The organism is Streptomyces sp. NBC_00158, from assembly GCF_045160885.1.
In the GTDB taxonomy this organism is placed as follows: domain Bacteria; phylum Actinomycetota; class Actinomycetes; order Streptomycetales; family Streptomycetaceae; genus Streptomyces.
The window spans coordinates 344,655-368,575 of sequence record NZ_CP108162.1 but is presented as its reverse complement, the minus strand read 5'-3'; the positions used below and the strand labels follow the sequence as shown (position 1 = coordinate 368,575).

At 73.6% G+C, this 23,921-nt stretch carries 16 protein-coding genes and 1 pseudogene; 5 read left to right on the top strand and 12 right to left on the bottom strand.

The annotated features are described in order from the left end of the window. Nucleotides 1–283: 283 nt before the first annotated feature. Nucleotides 284–1,531, bottom strand: a complete 1,248-nt coding sequence (locus tag OG553_RS36955) for an NAD(P)/FAD-dependent oxidoreductase (RefSeq protein WP_331728474.1) — start codon at nucleotides 1,529–1,531, stop codon at nucleotides 284–286. Nucleotides 1,532–2,239: 708 nt separating this feature from the next. Here OG553_RS36955 and OG553_RS36950 point away from each other — a divergent pair. Further along, nucleotides 2,240–4,396, top strand: coding sequence for a hypothetical protein (locus tag OG553_RS36950; protein WP_405983254.1), 2,157 nt, complete (start codon nucleotides 2,240–2,242; stop codon nucleotides 4,394–4,396). Here OG553_RS36950 and OG553_RS36945 read toward each other — a convergent pair. The 3 genes from OG553_RS36945 to OG553_RS36935 form a co-directional block, all read right to left on the bottom strand. Continuing rightward, nucleotides 4,380–5,843 (bottom strand): hypothetical protein, encoded by a 1,464-nt coding sequence (locus OG553_RS36945; RefSeq protein ID WP_331728469.1) that lies wholly within the window; start codon nucleotides 5,841–5,843, stop codon nucleotides 4,380–4,382. The two genes, OG553_RS36950 and OG553_RS36945, sit on opposite strands and share 17 nt — an antisense overlap. 517 nt (nucleotides 5,844–6,360) lie before the next feature. After that, the gene (locus OG553_RS36940) at nucleotides 6,361–7,581 is read right to left on the bottom strand and encodes a CHAT domain-containing protein (protein WP_331728466.1); all 1,221 of its coding nucleotides are present in this window, start codon (nucleotides 7,579–7,581) and stop codon (nucleotides 6,361–6,363) included. Nucleotides 7,582–7,744: 163 nt separating this feature from the next. Continuing rightward, the gene (locus tag OG553_RS36935) at nucleotides 7,745–8,608 is read right to left on the bottom strand and encodes a phytanoyl-CoA dioxygenase family protein (protein WP_331728463.1); all 864 of its coding nucleotides are present in this window, start codon (nucleotides 8,606–8,608) and stop codon (nucleotides 7,745–7,747) included. Nucleotides 8,609–8,728: 120 nt separating this feature from the next. Here OG553_RS36935 and OG553_RS36930 point away from each other — a divergent pair, with 120 nt between their 5' ends. Both OG553_RS36930 and OG553_RS36925 read left to right on the top strand, forming a co-directional pair. Beyond that, nucleotides 8,729–9,598 carry an AraC family transcriptional regulator gene (locus OG553_RS36930; RefSeq protein ID WP_331728460.1) on the top strand — a complete coding sequence of 290 codons (870 nt, stop codon included), beginning with the start codon at nucleotides 8,729–8,731 and terminating at the stop codon, nucleotides 9,596–9,598. Between the two features lie 82 nt (nucleotides 9,599–9,680). Beyond that, nucleotides 9,681–11,189, top strand: coding sequence for a DUF4246 domain-containing protein (locus OG553_RS36925; protein ID WP_331728458.1), 1,509 nt, complete (start codon nucleotides 9,681–9,683; stop codon nucleotides 11,187–11,189). Between the two features lie 68 nt (nucleotides 11,190–11,257). Here the strand turns inward: OG553_RS36925 and OG553_RS36920 are convergent, their stop codons facing one another. Genes OG553_RS36920 through OG553_RS36895 form a run of 6 tightly spaced genes read right to left on the bottom strand, consistent with a single transcriptional unit; the run spans nucleotide 11,258 to nucleotide 17,945 of the window. Continuing rightward, nucleotides 11,258–12,397, bottom strand: coding sequence for a GNAT family N-acetyltransferase (locus OG553_RS36920; protein WP_331728455.1), 1,140 nt, complete (start codon nucleotides 12,395–12,397; stop codon nucleotides 11,258–11,260). Beyond that, a complete protein-coding gene (locus OG553_RS36915; protein ID WP_331728453.1) occupies nucleotides 12,394–13,671 on the bottom strand; it encodes an ATP-grasp domain-containing protein in 1,278 nt (425 codons plus the stop codon). The genes OG553_RS36920 and OG553_RS36915 overlap by 4 nt, the downstream gene beginning before the upstream one ends. Then, nucleotides 13,668–15,008 (bottom strand): MFS transporter, encoded by a 1,341-nt coding sequence (locus tag OG553_RS36910; protein WP_331728450.1) that lies wholly within the window; start codon nucleotides 15,006–15,008, stop codon nucleotides 13,668–13,670. Before OG553_RS36910 ends, OG553_RS36915 begins: the two co-directional genes overlap by 4 nt. Continuing rightward, nucleotides 15,008–16,420 (bottom strand): hypothetical protein, encoded by a 1,413-nt coding sequence (locus OG553_RS36905; protein ID WP_331728448.1) that lies wholly within the window; start codon nucleotides 16,418–16,420, stop codon nucleotides 15,008–15,010. The genes OG553_RS36910 and OG553_RS36905 overlap by 1 nt, the downstream gene beginning before the upstream one ends. Next, a complete protein-coding gene (locus OG553_RS36900; RefSeq protein ID WP_331728446.1) occupies nucleotides 16,417–17,253 on the bottom strand; it encodes a methyltransferase domain-containing protein in 837 nt (278 codons plus the stop codon). Before OG553_RS36900 ends, OG553_RS36905 begins: the two co-directional genes overlap by 4 nt. 5 nt (nucleotides 17,254–17,258) lie before the next feature. After that, nucleotides 17,259–17,945: a 2OG-Fe dioxygenase family protein gene (locus OG553_RS36895; RefSeq protein WP_331728444.1), complete on the bottom strand. Its 687-nt coding sequence runs from the start codon at nucleotides 17,943–17,945 to the stop codon at nucleotides 17,259–17,261. A 284-nt stretch (nucleotides 17,946–18,229) separates the two neighbouring features. On the opposite strand from OG553_RS36895, the gene OG553_RS36890 reads away from it, so the two are divergent. Together OG553_RS36890 and OG553_RS36885 are read left to right on the top strand one after the other, a co-directional pair. Beyond that, complete coding sequence (locus tag OG553_RS36890; RefSeq protein ID WP_331728442.1) at nucleotides 18,230–19,663, top strand: alpha/beta fold hydrolase; 1,434 nt, start codon at nucleotides 18,230–18,232, stop codon at nucleotides 19,661–19,663. 292 nt (nucleotides 19,664–19,955) lie between these two features. Further along, nucleotides 19,956–20,591: pseudogene (locus tag OG553_RS36885) on the top strand (FAD-dependent monooxygenase); the annotation flags it as partial. Nucleotides 20,592–20,837: 246 nt separating this feature from the next. Here OG553_RS36885 and OG553_RS36880 read toward each other — a convergent pair. Together OG553_RS36880 and OG553_RS36875 are read right to left on the bottom strand one after the other, a co-directional pair. Further along, a complete protein-coding gene (locus tag OG553_RS36880; protein WP_331728715.1) occupies nucleotides 20,838–21,140 on the bottom strand; it encodes a transcriptional regulator in 303 nt (100 codons plus the stop codon). 545 nt (nucleotides 21,141–21,685) lie between these two features. After that, a complete protein-coding gene (locus OG553_RS36875; RefSeq protein ID WP_405983253.1) occupies nucleotides 21,686–23,773 on the bottom strand; it encodes a transglycosylase domain-containing protein in 2,088 nt (695 codons plus the stop codon). Between the last annotated feature and the right edge of the window lie 148 nt (nucleotides 23,774–23,921).

The following is a 23,921-nucleotide window of genomic DNA, read 5'->3' as shown; positions in this document are numbered from 1 at the left end:
GTGGTCGCACGGCGCGGCGAAGGGCGCGCCGGCGGTCCGCCGGGAAAGCGGGAGAGCGGGGAGATCTGGGAGAGCGGGGAGGGCGGGGCGGGAGGATCGGCGGGATCCGGGGTCCGCCGGGGCACGTACGGCCTCTGCTGCCGGCCGGTGCCGGGGTCGCGAGGGGCGGGCCGCCGGGCGCCGGACGCCGGTGACGGCGGGCTCACCGGAGGGGCGCCCGGCCGTCGCTCCCGGCCGTGGGGGGGCCGTGGGGGGGCCGTGGGGGGCCGGTACCGCGGGGTCGTCAGCCGGCCGACGGGTCGTAGATCCGCTCGTGCTGCGGGGTGCCGGCGGCGTCGTAGAGCGCCTCCAGGGCGTCCGGTGCGTAGACCTCGTAGTCGGGGACGATGCCGCCGATCAGGCCGAGCATCTTGTTGGTCCACTCCTGCGTCTTGCCCATCGCCTCCATCGTCGCCCGGAAGAACGGCGGGAGTTCGGTGAGCTCGCCGAGGGTCGTCGTGAAGTCGTAGACGCCGGCGCTCTCCTCGTCGCGCAGCTTGTTGTACTCGGCCAGCGCCTCGTCCATCGGCCGCTCGCCGGCCAGGCCCTGGTGGACGCGCTCGGCGAGGAGCTCGCCGTGCAGGAAGCCGTCGGTGATGCCCCATCCGGTGTAGGGGTCCTTGTGGTAGCCGGCGTCGCCGACCAGCGCCCAGCCCGGACCGTAGGCGCGGCGGTAGTAGTTGTCCGGGTAGCGCATGGGCCTGAAGGCCTCCTCGCGCCGGCCCTGGTCGCGCAGCTGCGCGCCCATCTCCGGGGAGACGTCGTCGAACACGCCCTGGAAGCCGGCCTCGACGTCCTGGCGGAACTCCTTGAGCTGGCGCCGCGTGAGGATGACGGCCAGCATGTTCAGACCGTCGTTGGTGGGCCAGGTGCCGAACCACTTCTCGTTGAAGCCGGTCTTGTGGTGCAGGCCCCAGTCGTCGAGCCCGCTGTAGTACGAGTAGTAGATGAAGCCCGACGCGGGGCGCACGTTGTACAGCTCGGCTCCGACCTTCTTGGCGACGGTGGAGTGGAAGCCGTCCGCACCGATGACCACGGTGGCGCGGAACTCCTTCTCCGGGCCGTCCCCCTCGCGTCCCCGGATGCCGGTCACGCGGCCGTCGGTGAAGACGAGGTCGGACACCGTGAAGTTCTCCAGGACCTCGGCGCCGGCCCGGCGGGCGGCGTTCACGAGTATCTCGTCGAGCACGGTGCGGCGCGGGCAGTAGACGGCGTCGACGCCGTCCACGGGGTCGGCGAACCCGTTGAGCTCGATGCCCCGGTAGGAGTAGTGCATCTTGCGGAGCGCCGGGGTCTTGGCGGCGATGATCTCGTCGAGCAGGCCCCACTCCTGGAGCCGCAGCAGACCGGCCTGGTGGATGTAGTGGGTCGACACCGTGTCGCTGGGGAACGAGGCCCGGTCCACCACGAGGACCCGGTGACCCTGTCGGGCCAGGTGCATCGCGACCGGTGATCCGGCACAACGGCCGCCCACCACAATGACGTCGTACATACGAGTCCCCCTCAGATTTGTTTGAGGTGCTGAAACACCGAGATCAGCGGTGAAAGCGTGGTCCGAAGGCTATGAACACCCGTAGATGCAGGTCAAGCATGGGCAATGGCAGGGTAATGACTCAATGTCAAATGCCCGTCAACTCGATTACCCGCTCCGCTCAACTGGCGGCCACCCTGCCAGACTTTGACCGATATCTCCGGTTGACAATGTGATCTGCATCACATTGAGGATCAAAAGCGGAGGCAATGATTCCATAAAGGAACCAGTCAAATGTAAAACCAAACCCTTGTGGATTACACCAATACACCCCGTGTCCGGGCTCCCCTATTTGCGCACCGACTTCCGGCTCTTGATCAAATAGCCGAGGCGCGCACCTGACCTGGAGCGACGGGAATTCCCCAGCCCCCTTCCGCCCGAGGTGAACGGCGCCCCTCGACCACGCGAACACGCGGGACCCCACCCGCACGCCCCGGCCGGAAGTGACGGACGGTCACCGTCCAGCGCCATGGGCGGAGCGGGGGCGCGGAGCGCTTGACGGCGTACGCCGGATTCCGGGGGCGGCGTACGGGCCGGGGCCGCGCAACCTTCGGGTGGCCCGCCGGCGGCCGGAGTGGTCGGTTCCAGGCGACGTGCGGACCGGATCGCGCGAGAATCGGGTACGTGGTGGACACGCCGGAACACGAAAGCCGGGTCTCCTCATCGACATTGACCCGGCGAGAGGTCTTCTCGAGGATCAGCTTCTGGTCGACGATCCTCGCGCCGTTCTGGATCGCTCTGGTCGTTCCCGGGCCGGACGGTACCCGCGGCTCCTTCTGGGCGGTCAGGCTGGCCTGTGCCGCCGTCGTCTCCTTCCATTTCCACGCACGCCACCGGGCCCTGCTGAAACTCACCCTCCCCTCCAGGCTGAAGGCCCGCAGCCGCCTCGGGTGGGTCTTCCTGGGGATGACGGCCATCGCCGTCACGCCCGTCGGCGAGTGGATCGCCGGACTGTGGCTCGCCCTGCCGACTGCCGCGGCAGTGCTCGTACCGGTGGTCGGCGCCGTGTTCACGCACGGCTTCGCCGGGGTCCGGAGCTTCCTGCTGACCCAGAGCGGCGCCGCCGGGCGGTGGCTGACCTGTCTCGTGCTGCTCGTGGTGGCGCCGCTCGGCATCCTGGTCACCGACGGCCTGTTCGCCCTGCTGCTCGCGGGATTCGTCCGCCCCGACGACCGGCTGATCGTCGCCGCGCTGTGCACCGCCGCCGCCGCGCTGCTCGCCTGGTCGTTCGAGCACCGTCGCACCGACGACCTCGTGGCCCGGATCAGCGACGCCGTGATCGTCGCCAGGCTGCCGGGCCCGGAGGCGGTCGCCACCGTCCGGGCCTGGCTCGACGACCAGGTCCTGCGGCGTGCGGGCAAGCCCGACTTCGGCCTGGTCTTCTGCCTGGGCAGCGTCGCCGGCGGGTCGTTCGCCTTCGCCACCGACGACGGCGACTTCGGGGTGCCGTTCGCCCGCAAGGTGCCGCCGGCGGAAGCGGACCGGACGGTGCTCCTGGTGGAGACCGTCCTGGCGATGGTCGACGACCTGGCGGCGCAGGAGGAGTACGCCCACCTCTCGCGCGACCGCACCCTCCAGTTCTGCCGTGCCTCGTACCACCGCATCGACGCGATGCGGGCCGGACGGCTGAACCGGCCGGAGGACGCCGCGGCCTGCCAGTTCGCGGCCGCCCGGGCCTTCGCGGCCGCGGGGATGCCGGAGCACGCCGCGCTCTTCGAGATCTACGCCAACGGCGTGTCCCTCCTGGCCTACGGCAGGTCCGAGCAGGCGGTCGGGAACCTGAGGGCGATCGCCCGTGAGGACCACACCGGACTGCTCCGCAGGCTGGCACTCGCCCTGGCGGACGCCGGCCGGCTGGTGCGGACCGGGGAACCGGAGCCGGCGCTGCGGGAGGAGGTGGCCCGGAGGCAGCAGACGTCCGCCGAGGTGCGGGCCGACATCGGGGTGATCACGGCGGAACTTCCCTCCGGCCTCTACCGGTTCTCCGCCCCGGTCACCGCGAACTCACTCCCCCAGCTGGTGCGGCAGGCCGAGGAAGTGGTCGTCACGGGCACGGTGGCGACCCAGGGCAAGGGCCTGGGCTTCGAAGGGATGGTCAAGGCGGCCCAGAACGCGCAGAACATGCTCGACGGCGCCCGGAAGGCCAAGGAGGCGGGCAGGGCCCGGGACGCGTGGCGGATGGCGGCGGTGGCGCGTCTGGAGGCCGCCCGCTCCAGCGACACCGACACGGTCTCCAGGGCCTCCCTCCTCCTCGCGGAGCTGGCGGTGGCCGAGGAGCGGTGGTCGGAGGCCCACCGCCACCTGTCCGTCATCGTCGAGGCCGGCGACCGGGACCGGAGGCAGAGCCTGAGCCCGGACCGCGGCTCGGACCGCAGGAACCTCTCCCAGGCCGGGGTCACGCTCATGGTGATGCTGCTCCTCGGTGGCACCGCCGGTCCCGACTGGCCGCCGCCCGACGCGGCCGCCCTGGCGCTGGCCCACATGGAACGCTCCCGCTCGCGGACCCTGCTCGACGCGCTCGGCGAGACGGTGCCGGTGCCGGCACCGGCCGGGCTGGAGGACCTGGCGGCGGAAGAGGGGCGGGCCCTGGCGGAGTTCAGGAAGCACCGTGCGGGCCTGGCGGTGCTCGGGGGTTCCGCGGTCGCCGACATCTCCGCGGTGGTGGCCGCCAGGCGGGCCGAGAACCGGTTGCTCCGGGTCCGGCAGCAGATCCGGGACAGCGGTCCGGCGGGCGCCGGGTACCTCGACCTCAAGCGCGGTACCCCGCTCGGTTTCGCCGCGATCCGGGAGCTGCTGAGGGAGAGCGCGGTCAGCTCGCCGGACTGACCAGCCGTACGCCGTCGCCGTCGCCGGAGAGCGCCGCGATGGTTCCCGTCGGGTCGGGTCCGCCCACGGCGAGCACCACCGAGCCGGCGCGCACGTCCAGGACGAGCAGGTCGGGGAAGACCCGGGCCGGGGCCTCCCGTCCCGGTACGAGCAGCGCGGTCACCGTCGCCCCCCTGTGCACGGCAGCGGTTCCCGGCCCGCTCGGGGACAGGAGGAACACCTGCCGCCCGGACAGCCTGCCGGGCGGCAGGGCGGGGCCGAGGTCGGCCGTACGGACTTCGGCGTTCCGGGCGGCCGGGCGCAGCAGGTAGCGTCCGACGAGGGCGGTCCGGCCGACTCCCCGGAGGTCGTCGGCGGCGATCTGGTGGTAGGCGGCCAGCGGACCGACGGCGCGGACCGGCTCCCGCGGCGGCGACCAGAGGCCGGCCGCCGTGAGGGCACCGGCCAGGACCGCCAGGGCCGCGGCCGGCACGATTCCCGGGTGCAGCGGGGCGGCCTCCGGAGGGTGCCGCGGCTCCGGGGCGGGCTCGGGTGCGGGCCGCGTGGCGGTGCGGTCCGGGGCTCGTCCGGCGGGGAAGGGCGCGTATCCGAGCGCGGACGCCCGGTCGCTGTCGACGGTGCCCTCCGCCCAGAGCTGGTCCAGTGCCTCCCACTGCCTCCGCTCGGCCGCGTAGTCCGGGGCGGGATGCAGGCCCATCGCCTCCAGCAGCGTCCTGCGGTGGACGTCGAACGCCGAACGGAACAGCTGCCCGTAGGCGGTGGCGGCGCCGACGGCCGCTCCGTACCCGAGCCGGGCGACGGCCGCTCCGGCCGCCAGGCAGACCAGCGGCCAGGGCGGCGGCAGCAGGAACGCGGCGAGCACGCCGCCCACGACACCGAACACCGCGCCCAGCCCGCAGAACGTCACGGCCTGTTCCAGGCCCGCGTTGGCGGAGGCGAAGCTCTGCCGGAAGGCATCGGGCAGCACCGGGTACAGGCGTGGCCAGGCCGTCACTCCGTCGATGCGGTAGCGGCCGCGCGGGTGGACCTCGGCGCCGCGGAGGACGTTGCCGAACCGGGTGGGCATGACGAGTGCGTCGTCGACCGGGTGGTCGGGGAACCCGCCCGGCCGGCTCCGGCGCAGGTCCCGTTGCCGACGGGCGCCCCGTGCCGCCAGCAGGGCGCCGCCGGGGAGGCCGGACCAGTGGCCTTGCAGCAGTCCGGTGAACCGCGGCCGTGCCAAGGCCGTCAGCTGGGCGAGCGTGAGGACCGTGACGACCGTGCCCAGCAGTGCCGCGGCCTTCGCCTCGCCGCCGAGGGCCCTCCAGTGCTGCCACCCCTCGCTCCAGCCCGTCCCGCTCAGTACGACGGCTCCGAGCGCGGCGGCGAACCCGCAGACGGGGAGGACGGTCGTGATCAGCCAGCGCCGGTTGAGCAGCCCGGTGACGATCTCGACGAGGCCTCCCACGTCAGTGCCAGAACGGGACGAAGAGGTGGTCGCCGCCCTGGCAGGCGCCCGGCTCGGCCGGATAGCCCTCGGGGAAGACGTTCGGGGTGTCGCACACGTGGCACAGGACCCTGCTGGGCCGCCGTTCCCCGGACCGGGGGCTGTAGGTCTCGTGGTCTCCCAGCGCGTACGTCGCGGGCGAGCAGGCTCTCCTCGACGGCCGGACGGATCCGTTCGGCGTGCACGAGGCCCACCGCGCGCCCTTCCCGTACGGCGATGAGCGCGGGTACGCCGTCGGCCAGGGCGTTCACCAGGGCCGCGTCGAGTACGGCCGCACCGACCGGGCGTCCTGCCGCGACCAGGACCGCGGGCCAGGCCCCGTGGAGGCCCACCAGCCCCGCGGGCTCGCCCGCGGCGTCGGTCAGGACCCCGAGGGCGCCGGGGCGCGCCGCGAGGACCGCGCGCAGGTCGGGCAGGTTGCCGGCGGTCACCTCGACGGGGGATGCCAGCTCCTCGATCAGCAAGATGCCCTCCACGGTCACAGCCAGTCTCCGGACAGGAAGAAGGGGGCCCAGAAGCGGGGGTCGGCGAAGGGACGGGTGGCGGGGCGCACGCCGCCGTTGCGGGAGGCGAAGCGGATCTGCGCGGCCCGCAGACCGGCCAGCTCCCGCTGCCCGGCGGGGAGCGCGGGGGTCTCTGCGACGGCCCGGTACAGCTCGGCGGCGGTACCGGTGTCTCCGGAGGCGAGGTGGAGCCAGGCCTCTTGTTCCCGGATCGTCCCTTCGAGCAGGGGGTCTCCCGCGAACCGCCGGCGGGCCGCGGCGGCCAGGGCCAGGACGTCGGCGAACGTCCGGGCGCGCAGCCACAGCTGGGCGGTACGCAGGGCCTGGGCCTTGGACGCGCCGTTCCTCAACTCGGTGTAGAAGCGGGTGAGGAGCAGGCTCGTGGACAGTTCGTCCACCCTCCACAGGCTGACGAGCGCGGTGGGGGCACCGGCGTAGAGCAGCGCCCAGGTCAGGCCGATGAGGTCGTCGCCGGGCCGGTCGGCCCCGATGCCGCTGTCGCAGGCCCCCAGGGTGACGAGGTCGACGTCGAGGGACACGCCCAGCAGGTCGGCGGCGGTCAGCCGGCCGTCGACGAGTTCGATCCCGGACCGCATCGGCTCGTCACGGTCGAACACCCCGTGGGCGGTGAAGTGCAGGATGTCCGTGCCGCCGTCCCGCTCGGACAGGGTGCGCATCAGGAGCTGGCGGGAGGCGCCCCGGCCGGACACCAGGTGCGTGTTGCCGAACACGTCCGCGACCGCGAGGCCCTGCACCCGGCCGAAGGCCAGCGGGCGGCTCTCCGCGGACCCGGTGACCACCGTCACCGATGCCCGCCGCCCCTTGCGCCGGGCCCGGCAGTAGCGCAGCGCCGAGGCGCTCGGCACCGTCATCACGGGGTTGCGTTCGATGAGTTCCGCGCCGTCGACGCGCACCGCCTGCAGCGGCAGTCTGTGCATGGCCCGGTGCGGTACGAGGTAGACCACGTCGTCGGGTCGCGTCCACCGCACCGCCGGCGCGAGCAGGCCGGCGAGCCCCGGGTGGTCCCGCACCGCGAGGACGTCGCCCCGCGCGACGGTCCGCGCGAGCTCCGTCAGCTCGGCGTCACCGATGGGCACGCGTGCCGTGACGGGCTCCTGTGCGTCCGGATCCACTACGACGGCGAAGGTCTCGTCGTCGGTGACGAAGTACTCGACCAGCACCAGACGCACTGTCACGCGCCCCACCGCCCCAACGCGGAAGTCCCCATGCCCACTCCTCGGCGTCGGTACCAGGCTCCCACCGGACCGGGGCGCTCCGCAGCCGAACGCACGCAGGTGACGGCGGTGGTGAGGGCCCGTCCGTCCCGGCCGCCGCCCTGGTGGACCTCCGTCCCGGGCGTCACCGCGAGCCGGTGGGGGGCGGTGCCGGGGTGGCCGGTCGGGACGGGCCGGCGTCCGGGTCGGGGGTGGTCCGTCCCAGGCCGCGGCGGATCGCGGTCTCGACCGGGGAGTACGCGCCGTCGGCGCGCTCCAGTTCGTACGGCGCGGCCGGCATCAGCGGCGGCTGGGCCATGAAGCGCGGCCGCAGCCCGTGGTGCGGCTGTGCCGCGTGCACCAGGAACGGGTGGCACAGGAAGACGTCGCCCGGTGACCCGGTGGCGAGGGCGAGCGGCCGGTGGGCGGAGGCAGCCTCGACGTCCGGTGCGACGGCCAGGACGCTCGCGCCCTCTTCCCCGTACGGCTCCAGCACCTTCGGCACGTCGAGGTGCGAGCCGACCCGGATCCGGGTCGGGGCGTCCTCCTCGCCGACCTCGCTGAACAGGAACAGCATCAGCAGGGCCCGGCCGCGGGAGCGGAGGCTGGTGAAGGGCCAGGTCTCGCCGTCGACCGGGTAGCCGCCCTCGATGTGCCAGCCCGCGTCGTCGGGCTCCTCCGGGTGCGGGAAGCGCAGCGGGAAGGTGCCCAGCGAGTAGCGCGGCTCCCAGCGGCCCGCGCCGGCCAGGAGGTCGTACGCCCGGTGCAGGGCCGGGGAGTTGGGGGCGGCGGCGAACGGTCCCTGTGCCATGCCGCCGACCCAGTGGACGGGCCGCGTCCACGTCCGCGGGTCGTCCGGGTCGCAGCCCGTCTCCCGCCACAGCAGCCGCGCGCAGCTCTCGGCCACGCGGGGCGCGACCGCGCCCTCCAGCTTGACGAAGCCGTCGCGGAGGAAGCGGGACGTCAAGGTCGTGTCGTCGTCCGTGTCCGTGTCCGTGTCCGTGTGCATGCCCCCATCGTGCGGCGCTGCCGCTGCCCGTCACCCGACACTTGCCGCACCGCTTCTGTCGGGTGCGGGGTGCGGGGCCGCGCCTGGTTGAATCGGCGGTCGGGATCTTGGAGGCGAGCGGTGCTGGAGCGGTTCAATCGGGCCATGGAGCAGATCGAGCGGCAGCTCGACGGCTCCGTCGACGTGGGCGAGCTGGCGCGGGTCGCCGCCACCTCCGAGTACCACCTGCGGCGGATGTTCTCGGCGCTCGCCGGGATGCCGCTGTCGGAGTACGTCAGGCGCCGCCGGCTGACCGTCGCGGGTGCTGAGGTGCTGGCCGGCGAGCGGACGCTGCTGGAGATCGCGGTGCGGTACGGATACGGGTCGGGCGAGGCGTTCGCGAGGGCGTTCCGGGCGGTGCACGGCGTCGGGCCCGGCGAGGCGCGGCGCACCGGCGCGGTGCTCAGCTCCCAGCCCCGGATGACCTTCCGCCTCGTCGTCGAGGGGAGCGGCAGCATGCGCTACCGCGTCGTGCACAAGCCGGAGTTCGCCGTCGTCGGGGCGAAGGCCAGGGTGCCGCTCGTGTACTCGGGGCCGAACCGGGCCGTCATCGATTTCGTCCGCGGGATCGGCGACCGGGCGAAGGAGCTGCTGGAGGAGCTGTCGGACCAGGAGCCGCACGGCGTCCTCGCGGTCTGCGACGACCTCGATCCCGGCCGGGCGGAGGGCAGCTTCCTCGACTACTACCACGGCGTGGCCACCTCGGCGCCGGCGCCGGACGGCATGGCCTCGCTGCCCGTGCCGGCCGGGGCGTGGGCGGTCTTCACCACCTCGGGGCCGGCGCCGGAGGCGATCCAGGCGCTGTGGCGGGACGTGTTCACCGAGTGGTTCCCGTCGAACCCGTACCGGAGCCGCCCCGGGCCGGAGATCCTCCGTACGCGCCTGTCGGCGGACGGCAGGGAGGCGGAAGCGGAGCTGTGGCTTCCGGTGGAACGGGAGGAGGCCGGGTGACCGTGGAATCCGTGCGGCTGCGGTGTCGGTGGGCTCGGCTATCCTTCCGGCGACCGCTCACCGAACATAAGGACCATCAGAGTTGACCGGCCTGCCTGCCTTTCCGCTGCCCTTCGAAACGTCGCGTTCCATACCGTTCGCGAAAGCGCGGACGCTCCGGGAGCTGGAGATGATGGAGTGCAGCGCGCACATCCGGGCGAAGCCCGGGTGGTCCGACAAGATGCACGACGCCGGCATCGTCGCGCGGTGGCGGCAGGAGGCGCTCGCCCAGGGGCTCACCGAGGCGCAGGTCCGGTACGTGATCGCGGAGCTGGGGCACTACGCCGCGCTGCGGGACGGGCGGACGGGCATCGAGGTGTCGGCCGTCGACGGGGTGTGGCAGTCGGACTCGCTGGTCGACGAGGAGCTCCGGTCGCGGCTGCGCGAGGCGGTCCGGCCCCTGGAGGAGGTCCCCGAAGCGGAACGGGACTGGCATCCGGGATCGGACGGGCAGGTGCTGGACCTGGTGCACCCCTCGCTGTTCTGCCTGGTGCGCGGGGTGAGCGGGGGCCCCGAGGAGGCTTGGCGCAACCCCACGAACCAGTACTCGAAGCACGAGTTCTCGGAGAAGTTCCAGTGGCTGCCCACGGACGTCGAGGTCGACGACGAGGGCGGTGTCGCCTTCCGTTCGTACGTCAACAACGTGCACCCCGAGACCCGTCACGAGCTCGCCGCCGTCCTGCCGGACGTCTTCGCGCGCATGCTGCCGCTGTGGGAGAACGTGCTCACCGATCTGCGCCACCCGCGGCCGCCGCGGATCGAGGCCGATCCCTACGGCTGGTACGACTCGGAGCCGGAGTACCCGGTCAGGTCCTCCTTCGGTGACGACACGGCATACGCGGAAGCCCGCAGTGCGTGGGAGGAGGCCCACGAGCTCTGGTGGGAGACCCGCCGCCCGGTCGTCCCGGACGCGCCGGACTTCACCCCGCCCGCGCCGCCCGGCGAAGACGACCGGGTCGGCCTGCGCGGGCGCCGCCTCCAGGTCATCGTCAAGCTGGCCACCATTCACCTCACGCCGGAGAAGCCCGAGTACGCGGGCGGTTCCTGGCACGTCGAGGGAATGCTGAACGAGCGGATCGTCTCGACCGGCATCTACTACTGGGACAGCGAGAACATCACCGACAGCACCCTGAGCTTCCGCGCGGCGCTCGACGACCCGGACTACGAGCAGAACGACGACGAGGGGGTGCGGGAGGTCTACGGCCTGGAGAACGAGGAGGCGCTCAACCAGGTGCTGGGCTCGGCGGCGACGCCGGCGGGGCGCTGCCTGGCGTTCCCGAACGTCCTGCAGCACCGCGTCGGCGCGTTCCGCCTCGCGGACCCGGCCCGCCCGGGGCACCGCAAGATCCTCGCGTTCTTCCTGGTGGACCCGTCGACGACGATCACCTCGACCTCCGACGTCCCGCCGCAGCAGCCGTGGTCCGCCACTTCCACGATGACGCTCGAACAGGCCCTGGAGTACCGCGAGGAACTCATGCGGGAACGGAAGTTCTTCGTGGCCGAACACAACGAGCAGCTCTACGAGCGGGAGTTCTCCCTCTGCGAGCACTGATCCCGCCGGGACCGGGCCGGGCCGTCGGCCCCACGGGGGGCGGGGCCGACGGCGGGCCGGAGCGGGTGTCAGGCCGGGACGGCCGCTCCGGGGTGGGCGGCCAGGCGGGCCAGGGGTTCGGCCTCCTGCGGGTGGCGGGCCTTGACGTAGGCGATCTGGCGGCGCGGTACGCAGCCGCGCAGCAGTTTCGCCCGGTCCGAGCCGGTGGAGTAGTGGATGTGCGTGAGCCCCTCGGCCATCGCCGTCCGCAGCAGCTCGTAGTAGACGAGCCCGAAGTAGAGGGGCAGCCGGCCCTGCGCCTCGTAGTCGAACCCGGCCTGGCGGGCGTACATCTCGCCCCGGTGGGTGAAGGTGAGGGCGAAGCCGGCCAGGTTCCCGTCGAGGTGCGCGGTGGTGACCCGGGCCGCCTCGCCGGCGTGGCGGGCGACGCTGTGCAGGACGGCGGTGAAGGCGTCCGCGTTCGCCGGGGTCCCGTACTTGGCGTAGAGGGCGAGCTCCAGGGGGGCGAGCCGCTCGATCAGGTCCGGGGTGAGCGGCTGCGTCCGGTAGGTGACCCCGGCCTCGTCCAGGGCGCGGAGTTCGCGCCTGATCTTCGTACGGCGTGACCGGTCGAAGCGGGCCAGGTAGCTGTCGAAGGAGCCGTCCTCGGGAACCGGCAGGGAGTACGCCGTCTGGCCGGGCAGTGCCGTGTACCCGCGTTCCGCGAGGACGCCGCGCAGCAGGTGGTCGTCCTCGTCGACGTACAGGAAGGACACCGCCCGCAGCCCGGCCTCCCGGGCCTCCTCCTCGGCCCGGTGCACCAGGGCCGTGAGGGTGGCGCGTCCGCCGTCGGGGGCGGGGGCGGTGCCCGCCTTGGTGTGGGAGGGGTTGCGGCCCCCGCACGCCAGGGCCGGCAGGAGTCCGGCCGTCCAGGGGGCCTCCTCGCCGGTCAGGGTGCGGTGGACGGCGTCCACGACCCTGGCCGGGCTGCAGAAGACGTACGGGGTGTCGCGGTCCAGCGGGTACGCGGGCAGGACGCCGGTGGCGGGACCGTCGTCCTCGTGGGCCGTGAGGTAGTACGGGGCGCCGCCCGCGGTGGCCTCGGCGTGCCGCAGCCAGGGGGAGGCGGCGTAGAAGCCGCGGGGGCCGAGCAGGGCGTCCCACCGCCGCGGGTCTGTGTCGCGCAGGGCGCGGTGGACGCGTACGCGGGGTCCGGGTGCGGCGGTCACCGGCCGTCGCCCGTCGCGGGGGCGATGACGGGGGTGAGCTGGCCGAGGGCCGCCTCGGCGCGGCGGACGGCGTCGCCGGTGGTGTCGCCGACGGCCACGACGTAGCCGAGCAGGTCGAGGTTGCTCTCGGCGGGCCGTACCGCGTCGCCGGGGTGGACCTCCAGGTCGACGTCGACCACGCCCGGGACCCGGCGGGCCAGGTCGGTGCCGCCGATCGCGGTGAGGGTGCCGGCCTGGCGGGCGGAGAGGTAGCGGGAGGCGGCGGCGCGGTCGTGGGTGGTGGTGAGGTCGGCGGCGAGGCCGGCGTGCAGGCGGACGACCTCGCGCTGGAGGTAGAGGCCGGTCGCCTCGCGGATGAGCTGGGTGATCTCCGCGCCGGGCATGCGGCCGTTGACCTCGACGACGTACGGGCCCTTCTCCGTCATCTTCACCTCGACGTGCGCGGCGCCGAAGTCGTGGCCGACGGCCTCCAGTGCCCGGCGGGCCAGGTCGGTGCACTCGGCGCGGACGGGTTCCGAGAGCATCGAGGGGAAGGTGTCGCCCATCTCCACGAAGTGCGGGTGCGCGCCGAGGGCCTTGTCGGTGACGCCGAGGAACCGGCGCTCGCCGTCGGCCAGGACGGACTCGACGCTCACCTCGAAGCCGAGGAGGTACTCCTCCACGAGCGCTCCGGGGCGGCGGGGCTGGCCGCGGAAGTCGGTCGGGGAGGAGCTGATGTCCCGGTAGGCGGCGGCGACCTCCTCGGGCGTCCGGCACAGGGTGACGCCGATGCTGGCGGATTCGGTCATGGGCTTGACCACGACCGGGTAGCCGAAGCGTTCGGCGGCGGCCAGCGCGTCCTCCTCGGCGGTGGCCTGGTGGAAGCCGGGCACGGCGACGCCCGCCCGCTCGCAGGCCTGGCGCATCAGCAGCTTGTCCCGGCAGTTGCGGGCGGCCTGCGGGGAGAGGCCGGGCAGGCCGAAGTGCGCGGCGACTTCGGCGACGATCGGGATGTTGTAGTCGGTGACGGTCATCACGCCGCGCAGCAGGCCCTGTTCGTGGAAGGGCCGGAGGGCGGCGACGACGGCGTCGGCCGAGTTGGTGTCGGTGCGCACGATCTCGTCGACGTGCCGGGAGAAGATCTCCTCGGCGATGCCGACCACCCGGTAGCGGTCCGGGTCGTTGCTCACCAGGACGGTGTGGAAGCCGAGCTCGTGGGCCGCGCGCAGCGGGGTGAGGCCGAAGTTGGAAAGCTGGCTCTCGACGACGGCGATCACGCCGGGTGCGGTGTTCATGTCTGGGTTCCTCCGGGGTCGGGGGTCGGGGCCGGGGTGGGGTCCGCCGGGGCGGCGGGGGTGGGGGCCGGGGCCGGCGCCGGGGACACGGCCCGGGTGATGGCCCGGCGGGCGGCCAGGCTCAGCAGGAGGGCGGCCAGGGTGAAGGCGGCGGGCATGCACAGTGCCGCGCCGGGACCGGCCCGGTCCGCGACCAGGCCCGTGAGCGCGGAGCCCGCCGCGCCGCCGAGGGCGATGAAGCTGCCGACGCCCGCGAAGGCCTGGGTGGCCTTGCTCTGCGCGGTCATCTCCCCGATGAGCTGGAACTCCTCGGCCCCGGCCGGGGCCATGGGGAGTCCGCTGAGCACGAGGAGGACGCCGAGCAGTGCCAGGGCCCAGCCGGCCGGGAGGCCGGGCGCGAGGGCGCGTACGGCGGGCAGGGCCGCCAGCGCCAGGGTCAGCACGATCAGCAGGCGGAGGTAGCGCCCGTACGTCGTGCCCCCGAAGGTGCGCGCGCCGTAGAGGAGGCCGCCGGCCACGCTGCCCGCCGACTGGAGGGCGACGAGGGTGCCCGCGAGTTCGGGGGCCGAGCCCTGGTCCCGCAGGGAGGCGGTGACCGCGACCACGAGTCCGCTGGACAGTGCCGCCGTCAGGGCGATCGCCACGAGGACGGCGGTGGCGGCCGCCCGGACCGGTGCCGGTTCCGTTGCCGGCTCCGGTGCCGCCTTCGACGGGTCCGCGCCGCCGGAGGTGGTCGCGGGCCGGCCCGCGCGCGCCCGTACGGCGGGTGCCTGCCCGTACGCGAGGCCTCCGGCGCCCAGCAGGACGGCGGTCGCCAGCAGTGCGCCGCGGGCTCCGGTGAGGGTGGCGAGGACGGTGACGGCGGTCGGGCCGAGGATGAACAGCAGTTCGCTGAGCGTGGCCTCGAAGGAGAAGGCCCGCTGCCGCAGGGCCGCGTCCTCGGTGAGGGACGGCCACAGGGCGCGCATCGACGCCCCGACGGGGGCGGTGGCCAGCCCGGCCGCGCAGGCGGCGGCGGGCACCGCCGCGGCCGGGGCGCCGGCCGCGGCCAGGGCGGCCGCCGCGAGGGTGAGGCCCGCGAGGGGGCCGGTGACCCGCAGGACGCGGCTCGGGCCGGCCCGGTCCATCAGCCGCCCGGTGAAGGGTCCCCCGACCGCGCTGCCGACGGCGTAGGCCGCGCCGGCGGCGGCCCCGGCCGCGAGGGAGCGTCCGGACTGGACGCAGGCGAGCAGCAGGGCGATGGGGACCATGGTCCCGGCCAGGCGCGCGAGCGCGGCGGGCACCGCCGCCGCGCTCGCGCCCGGAAGCCTCAGGAGCTCCAGGTAGGCCTTGACCATTACGGGGTCCCGGGCGCCGGGTCCGGGCCCGACGGGGCGGCCGGGTCTGCCGGTCCGGCCGGATCAGGGTCTGCCAGGGCGAAGACGTCCGCGCCCGTCTCGGCCCCCCAGACCAGCTGTTCGGCGTCCCCGTCGACCGCGACGACGGCGGCCCGGGTCCGTATGAAGTTGTTGCTGCGGCCGAGCGAGTAGGCGCCCGTGTCGTGCAGGCACAGGAGGTCCCCGGCCCGTACGTCCTCGGGCAGCTCGGTCGCGGCGGCGTGCACGTCGTTCTCGTAGCACAGCGGTCCGGCCACCGACCAGGTGCTGTTCACGGCCGAGTACCGCCTGCCGATCGGGGTGAGGCGGTGGACCTCGCCGGTGCCGCTCCACGGGGTGACGTGGTTGCCGGCGTCGAGGATCAGCCAGCGGGCCTCGGGGAGTTCCTTGCGCGACATCACCCGCGTGACCATGGCCATGACGTCCGAGACCAGCCAGCGGCCGGGCTCGCAGGCGAGCGCCACCCCGTCGAGGCCGCGCAGCCGCATCCGCCCGTCCAGTTCCGGCAGCAGCCGGGCGATGTCGAGGAAGGGCTCCTCCTCCGGGAAGGGGGCCTCCCCGCGCAGCGCGGCCAGCGCGCCCTCGGGGCCGGTGCGGGGGCGCCGGATGCCCGGTACGCCGAACCCGCCGCCGATGTTGACCTCGGTGAGGCCGAACCGGGCGTGCAGCTTCGCGGCCTCGTCCAGGACCCGGTCCAGTGCCGTCAGCATCAGGTCCTCGTGGACGATCTGGCTGCTGAGGTGGGCGTGGACGGCCCCCAGGGCCAGGTGCGGGGACGCGTCGATCCGGTCCACCAGGGCGGCGAGCTGCGGTGATCCGGCGGGCCAGCCGAAGCGGGTGCGGGCGGCGGCGCGTTCGGCCTGGGCCCGGTAGCTGGGGTCGGCGGAGGTGGAGACGGGCAGGCCCGGGGAGATCCGGATGCCGACCTCGACCGGCTGCCCGGTGCGGGCGGCGACGGCCTCCAGCGCCTCGATCTCCTGCTCGCCGTCGATGTTGACGCGTACGCCGTGCCGTACGGCGGCGGCCAGTTCCCCGTCCGTCTTCACGGGGCCGTTGAACACCATGGCGGCGGGGTCGAAGCCGGCGGCCAGCGCGGCCTCCATCTCGTACCCGGAGACGACGTCCGCGCCGAGGCCGTGGGCGGCGAGCCGCCTCATGAGGTACGGCAGGTAGTTGGTCTTCACCGAGTAGTAGGCGCGGGCGGGCCTGCCGAGTCCGCCGAGCACCTCCAGCAGGTGGGCGGTGGCGCGGTCGAGGCGTCCGGCGTCGAGGACGTGCACGGGGGTGCCGTGGCGCTGCGCGAGGTCGGCCAGCCGTACGGGGTCCCAGCCGGTGCCCGTGCCGGTGCCCGTGTCCGGCCAGGGGCGGCTCATGCGGACGCCTCCGTCCGCGCGGCGTGGACGGACTCGCCGGTGATCAGGCGGAAGCCGGCGTCGATGTGGTCGCGGGTGGCGAGGTCGGCGTAGCGGCGGTTCCATTCGCCCGAGGCGAGGTCGTCGCGCAGGCGGGTGACGCCCCGGTCGACGGCCTGCTCGTCGGTGAGGGCGAAGGCGGAGCAGGCCCGGCGCGTGGCGGGGTCGAGGTAGGCCTCGGGGCGGCGCCAGAACGCGGTCATGAACCCGTCGGTGAAGTCGTGCCAGACGGGGAGTTCCGCCACGTCGCAGGGGCCGAGGAGCTTGGTGAGCCGCTCCAGGGAGGGCACGCGGGAGCACTCCGCCTCGGCGATCTCCGGGACGTAGTCGCGGGTGAACCAGAATGTCCGCTGCACGTCCATGTCGTAGGTGACGATGGAGAAGCGGCGGGCGACGCGCTGGAGTTCGGCGATCCCGGCTTCCAGGTCCGTCCAGTGGTGGACGGTGAGGACGGCCATGACGGCGTCGAAGCTCTGGTCGTCGAAGGGCAGCCGCTCGGCGCTCGCGACGACGCAGGGCGCCGCGAGCGGGCCGCGCTGGGCCCGCATCGCCAGGGACGGTTCGACCGCGACGAGCGTGCGGCCCTCGGGCTCGTAGGCGCCGGTTCCGGCGCCGAGGTTGAGCACCGTGCGGGCGTCGCCGAGCGAGGCCTCGATCTGCGCGGCCCAGCGGTGGTCGGGGCGGCGTACGGAGGAGTAGCCGACGCCGATCCGGTCGTAGACGGGGGCGCGGCCCGCGGGTGCGGCGGTGCCGGCGGACGTGGCCGGCGCGGTGGGGGGAAGGTTTCGGGACATCGTGCTCAGACCTCGTTGCTCGCGCGGACCTCGGCCTCGTACTCCTCGCCGTAGCGCCGGTCGTCCCAGCTGTTCACGGCGACGAGCCACACGTCCCGGTGGCCGCCCTCGTCGGTGAGGTGCTCGATGTCGGTGACGTGGTGGAACATCAGGCGGTCGTCGAAGGCGATGGCCTGGCCGTCCTGGAGGGTGGTGCGGAAGAAGGGCTCGCCGCCGCCGAGGGGCATGAGCTGGGTCTCGCCGCCGGAGATGTTGTGGCGGCGGGTGACGGCGACGATGCCGTACTGGTGGCCGTCCCGGTGCGGTCCCTCCGGTGCGGCGACGCCCTCGACCTCGGGGGTGGAGACGACGCGGCACTGGTGGATGTTCAGCTGCCAGGCGGTGTTCTTGTCGAGGCCCAGCGCTTCGGCGCCGGCCTCGATGAGCGGGGTGGGATCGGTGGTCAGCGGCTCCAGCGTGCGCATCTGTCCGCCGACGAGGTCGTTGTACTGGCGCGGCTGCGCGAAGTGGCGGTGCGGCAGCAGTTCCAGCTTCCACCGGTCCTCGTGGACCAGGCGGAACTGGGAGAAGCGCCGGTACCTCTGCGTGGAGCCGGTGTACGGGTCGAGCGGCAGATTCTCGAACTCGGACAGGCTGTGTCCGTCCAGTGGCGGTGTGTCGATGACCGCGTAGCCCTTGTCGCCCAGACTCATGTGAACCCCCAACGTCAGCAGCCCGGAGGTGAGTTCTCCGGGCTTCGAAGCAACGCTGTGCAGGCTAGGCAGGCGGACGAGACGCCAACAAGATCATGATCTTGGCATGAACGCCGGGTGAACTGGACAAGTTGTCGCATGGACAAGCGCCATACCAGACGGTATGGGAGGGTCCCTCGACAGCGGCCGCCCGGTCGTGGTCACGGAGCGGCACTGGCCTGAATCATACCAGCCGTCATGGCCGGAATGAGACGCCCTTTCAGGGTGCAAGTAATGTCGGACGGGTGACAGAGCACCAGACCCTCACGGTGAACGGCGTCCGGCTGGCCTACCAGGTGGCCGGGCCGGCCGGCGGTGCCCCGCTGCTCCTGCTGCCGGCCCTGGGCGAGACCGCGGACGACTGGGCCCCCGTACGGGACGCGCTCGCGCGGGAGCGCCGGGTGTACGCCCTCGACCTGCGCGGGCACGGCCGCAGCGGGCGGACCGGCGCGTACTCGCTGGAGCTGATGCGCGACGACGTGCTCGGGTTCCTGGACGCCGTGGGCCTGGACCGGGTGGACCTCGTCGGCCACTCGATGGGCGGCGTGGTCGCGTTCCTGGTCGCGCAGCACAGCCCGTGGCGGGTGGTCCGGCTCGTGCTGGAGGACGTCCCGCCGCCCTTCCCCCGCGAGCCGCGCGCTCCGGTCCGGCCCGAGGGGGAGCTCGGCTTCGACTGGGCGATGGTCCTCGCGGTCCGGGCCCAGCTGGACCACCCCGACCCGTCCTGGCTGGAGGGCCTCTCCCTGATCACGGCCCCGACCCTGGTGGTGGCGGGCGGGCCGGACAGCCACGTCCCGCAGGATGCCCTCGCCGAGGCCGCCCGCCGGATCCCGGACGCCCGGCTCACCACGATCCCGGTCGGCCATCTGGTGCACGCCGACGCCCCGGAGGAGTTCACCGGGGCGGTCACCGCGTTCCTGGCCGACGTACCGGACGCCGAGACCGCCCGGCGCTGGCTCGCCGAGGACGGCATCACCCAGACCGGGCCCGACGCCTGGTACGACGCCGACCCGCCCGCGGGGACCCTCACCGGGGAGGAGCTGTGCAACGGGCTCGGGTCGATGGCCTTCACCGACGAAGCGCTCGACCCGGCGGGCAGGCTGCGGGTGGCGCTCGGGCTGATGGACCTGCTCGGCGGTCACTTCCTGGTGACCGGGCAGATCCACTCGGCCCATCTCGGGCCCGGGGGACCGCTGCCGGCGGAGCTGCTCTGGGGCGGCTACCGCCGCAGGCTCGAAGCCGTCCGGGAGTATCCGGCGATCACCGACTCGCTCTGGTTCGACTGGTTCGAGGTCTGGCAGACCTCCGAGGAGGCCTTCGCCGAAGTCCTCGGCAACGACCACGACCGGCTGCTGCCCGGCGCCCCGGAGCCGCTGCTGCGCCGGGCGCGGCGGGTCCTGGAGGTCTCGGGCCCGGTGCCGTGGAAGGCCAAGGCCGTCGCCTACGGGGCGGCGGTCCGGGTGCCCGAGCTGCACCCGGCCGTCTTCCGGGCCCTGCTGAGGAGCTACCACGACGTGTACGGGCAGCTCGAACCGGAGCCCGCGCTCGCCCTGCTGGACCGGCTGGAACTCCCCGCCGGCACCGAGCACCGGGCCGCCCTGCGGCGGGTGCTCGCCGCGGGCCACCACCATCACCACCGCAGCCCCGAAGCATGGGGGCGGGCGCAGGACACCCCCTAGCGTGGATCCGCGGCCTGCTCCGTCCGGGTGGCGTGCACGCGGCGGGCGTCGCGCGAGGCCGTCTCTTTCGGATCTTGCCGGTCAAGCCCGCGTTGTCCGGTGCCGTGCATCGGCGCCTTGGCGGGGCGCCGCCGTACTGGACCTACTTGGTGCCCCGCCAAGGCGGCGAGGTGCGGTGCCGGGCGGCGCGGGTGAGGCAAGATCCGGAAGAGACGGCCCAGGGCCGGATCCGGCCCCGCCGCCACAAGGGTTGTGCCGGAACCGGCACGCGCGCACACCGGAGGGGGTCCCCATGGCCGTGGCAGATGACGAGGTGGAGGTGCTGATCGTCGGCGGCGGGCCGGTCGGGCTCACCGCGCGGGCGCTGCTGCAACGCTGGGGCGTGCGGACGCTGCTCGTCGAGAAGCGCCGCGAGCTTTCCCCGTTCCCCCGCTCCCGCCTCGTCAACACGCGCTCGATGGAGGTCTTCCGCCGGCTCGGGCTGGCCGCCCGGATCACGGCCGGCGCCTTTCCGCCGCAGTTCGGCCGCGTCAGGTTCCGTGACACCCTCTTCGACCGGGACTTCGCCTCCGCCGCGATGGTCGGGGTCCGTGCGCCGACCCCCGAGAGCCCCGCGACCGGCGTGGTCACCTCGCAGGACCGGCTGGAGCCCCTCCTGCTCGCCGCGGCGGACGCGGCGGAAGCCCCGATGCGGTTCGGGGCCGAGGTCACCGGCCTGACCGAGGAGGCGGACGGCGTGGTGGCCCTGCTCCTCGACCGGGAACGCGGCGCGGAGAGCCGCGTCCGCGCCCGCCACGCGCTCGCCGCCGACGGCGCGAACTCCACCGTCCGGCAACGGCTGGGAACGGGAACCACGGGTCCCGGAGCGCTCGCGGCCGTCACCACCGTCGTGTTCGACGCGGACCTGAGCCGCTGGTGCGCCGATCAGCCCGCCGGGGTCCACGTCACCGCGCACGGACCGTTCCTCCCGCTCTCCCCCGAAGGGGGCTGGGCCTGGCTGGCACCCACACCCGAGGACACCGGGCGCGCCGACTGGCCCGGCCTCGTCTCCCGCGCCCTCGGCCGCGGCACGGGCACGGGCACGGGCACCGGCACCGGCACCGGCACCGGCGTACGCGTCGACGTACTGCGGGTCCAGCACTGGGTGATGAACGCGTTCGGGTGCCGGTCCCGTCTACTCCAGCGGTATGCGTGCCGCCGCCACGATCCTCTCCAGCGCGGACGCGTGCCGCTGGAAGGCCTGGCGGCCGTGCGGGGTGAGGCGGAGGTGGGTGTGCCGTCCCGTACGGTTGCGCGTCTTGCGGACCTCGACGTACCCGGCGTCCGCCAGCGCGGAGACCTGCTTGGACAGGGCCGAGTCGCTGGTGTCCACCGCGTCCCGGACGAAGCCGAACTCCACCCAGTCGGCCGGGGCCAGCAGCGCGACGACCGACAGCCGCGCCGGGACGTGCAGGAACTCGTCGAAGTCGGGGTCCATCAGCCGCGCCCGTTCCCGCGGATCATGTTCTCGACGAACGGGCGCAGCGCGTACGAGGCGGCCACGGTCGCCAGGGCGGTGACGGCCGCGGCGATCGTGTGGCGCGCCGGCAGGCCGAGGAACCAGGCGGCGATCGCCGCCGTCCAGAAGAGCACGACCATCAGCACCCCCATGACCCCGAAGAGCACCACCTCCGAGGCGGCCGGCTTCCGGCGGACGGGGGCACTGCGCCGGTGCGCGAACAGCCCGCCCAGGATCAGGGCGTTCCCCACCAGGACGGCGACGGTGTTCAACGGGCTCGGCAGGTCGAAGGACGCGCACACGGCGAACAGGCCCAGCGCCGAAACCGTCAGGTGGGGCCGGGAGCCGGCGTGGCGCATGTACTCGTTGAACGTCTGCTCCTGACGGTGGCGAATGGCACTGAGGGCGGTCCGGGCATCGTAAGGAGTCGTCATGGCTGGGCATCCCTGGTCATCGAGCTTCCAAGTACTTTCTCATGAGGAAAGTACCACCTTCTTTCCTGGAAGGAAAAAAGGTGGCGGAGGCTACGGGCGGTCCTGGGGAGCGTCCGACGGGCGTGGCTGCGCGGGGGCCGCCACCTCGTTGTAGGCCTTCCAGATCAGCGGCGGGAAGGCGCTGCCCCGCTCGGAATCGGGGCCGCCCACGCCCTGCATGGGCAGGAGTTGCGGGACGTCGGGCTTCGTGCGGAACATCGCGACCGACGTGCTCAGCTCCGTCGTGGCCCCTATGAACCAGGCCGAGTTCATGCGGTCGTTCGGACCGGTCCTGCCCGCGCAGGACGGAACGGAGGTCCAGGGGCCGTTCGGGGGGCCGACGGCGTTCCAGGCCACCTGGCGCAGGGCCGCGCCGACGGTCGAGGCCGTCTCGGAGCTCATGGCCCGCCGCGGCTTGGGCGCACCGAGGCCGTTCACCGGGACGCCGTTCCACGCGGCCTTGGTCACCGAGTACGGCTCGATGGCCCGGCCCTGGTTGACGAAGGTGGCGTAGGCGCTGGCCAGCCGGACGGCGCTGGGGGTGGAGGTGCCGATGGAGAAGGTCGGCTCCAGCTTGGCCATGCTCTCCTCGCGCAGCCCCGACGCGACCGCGATCTCCTTGACCTTGTCCAGTCCGGCCTTCTTGCCGGTCTCCACGAACGGCGCGTGGTCGGAGTTCACCAGGGCCGCGTACAGGTTCCCGGATGCCGGCGTCGGCGCCGGCCCGGTCGGGGTGGGCGTCGGCGGGGCCGCGGACGCGCCCTCGGCCGGGCGTTCCCCGCTCTCGACGCCCTGCTCCATCGCGGCGGCGTACACGAAGGGCTTGAACGCCGAGGCCGCGGGCACGCCCGAGGTGTCCGCGTTGTTGGTGAAGTGCTCGATCGCGTCGGAGCCGCCGTAGACCGCGACGACCGCTCCGTCCTTGGGGCGTATCGAGGCGGCGCCGACCTGCACGTGTTCGTCCTCCGCGCGCTTCTTGGGGTCCAGCCGGTCCGCGCGCACCTGCTCGACGGCCTTGGCGAGCGCGAGCACCTTGTCCTTCTCGAAGGTGGTGTGGACGCTGTAGCCGCCGGCGGCCAGGTCCCTGGCCGTGATCCCGGTGCGGCTCTTGAGGTACTTGTTGGCGATGTCGACGAGGTAGCCGGTCTGCCCCGCCTGGCTGGTCGGCTTCACCGGGGGCTTCGGCTCGGGGAACTTCGTGTACTTCGCACGTTCCTCGGCGCTCATCGCACCCGTGTCGACCTGGCGGTCCAGGATCCAGCTCCAGCGGTCCTCGGCGCGTTGGCGGTTGCCGGCGCTGAGGGAGGGGTCGTAGTCCTCCGCGCCCTTGAGGACGGCGGCGAGCAGGGCGCCCTGACCGGGGTTCAGCTCCTTGGCGGGGATGCCGTAGTACGCGTACGAGGCCGCCTGGACGCCGTACGCGCCGCGGCCGAACCAGGAGGTGTTGAGGTAGCCCTCCAGGATCTCCTTCTTGGGCCGCTGGTTGCTGACCTTCAGGGAGAGGAAGAGTTCCTTGATCTTTCGCTGGACGGTCTGGTCCTGGCTCAGGTAGGTGTTCTTCACGTACTGCTGGGTGATCGTCGAGCCGCCCTGGGTCTCCTCGCCCTTGACGATGTTGACGGCGGCGCGGCCGATGCCCGTCAGCGAGACGCCCGAGTCGGTGTAGAAGTCCGCGTTCTCCGCCGCGATGACGGCGTGCTCGACGGAGTCGGGTACCTGGGCGAGCGGCACGTCCTGCCGGTTCACGTCGCCGACGCTCACCATCCGGCTGCCGTCCGCCCAGTAGTAGACGGTGCCCTGCCGGCTCGCGGAGTCGTGCGGGTCCGGGATCTCGACCTGGATGTAGACGGCGGCGAAGAGGCCGGCGAGCGATGCGGTGAGGAACAGGAACAGGCCGCAGGTCAGCTTCCAGGAGGGCGTCCAGCGGCGCAGGCCCCGCCGGCCGCGGCGGGGGAAGTCCACGAGCGGGCGACGGGCCCTCCGGGAGGCCCTCCCCCGGCCCTTCGCCCGCCGCCCGGGACGCCGCCGCCGCGTGCGCCGCGGGCCTTCGTGCCGTTCACGGCTTCCGGTGCCGTCCGTGCCGGACGTGTGGTCCGTGCGGTCCGCGCGGTCCGTGCGGCGTTTGCGGGGGAGCCTCATGGGGTCCAGGCTGAACGCGGCCGCTAACGCTCCGCTGGCTCTCCCCTAACGCCCCCACCTGGCCTTCCGCCGCGCAGCGCCGGCCGTCGCGGGTCCGCGCTCCGACTCGGCACGCCCTGCAACGAGGCCGCTCGGCACCCGCCGCCCG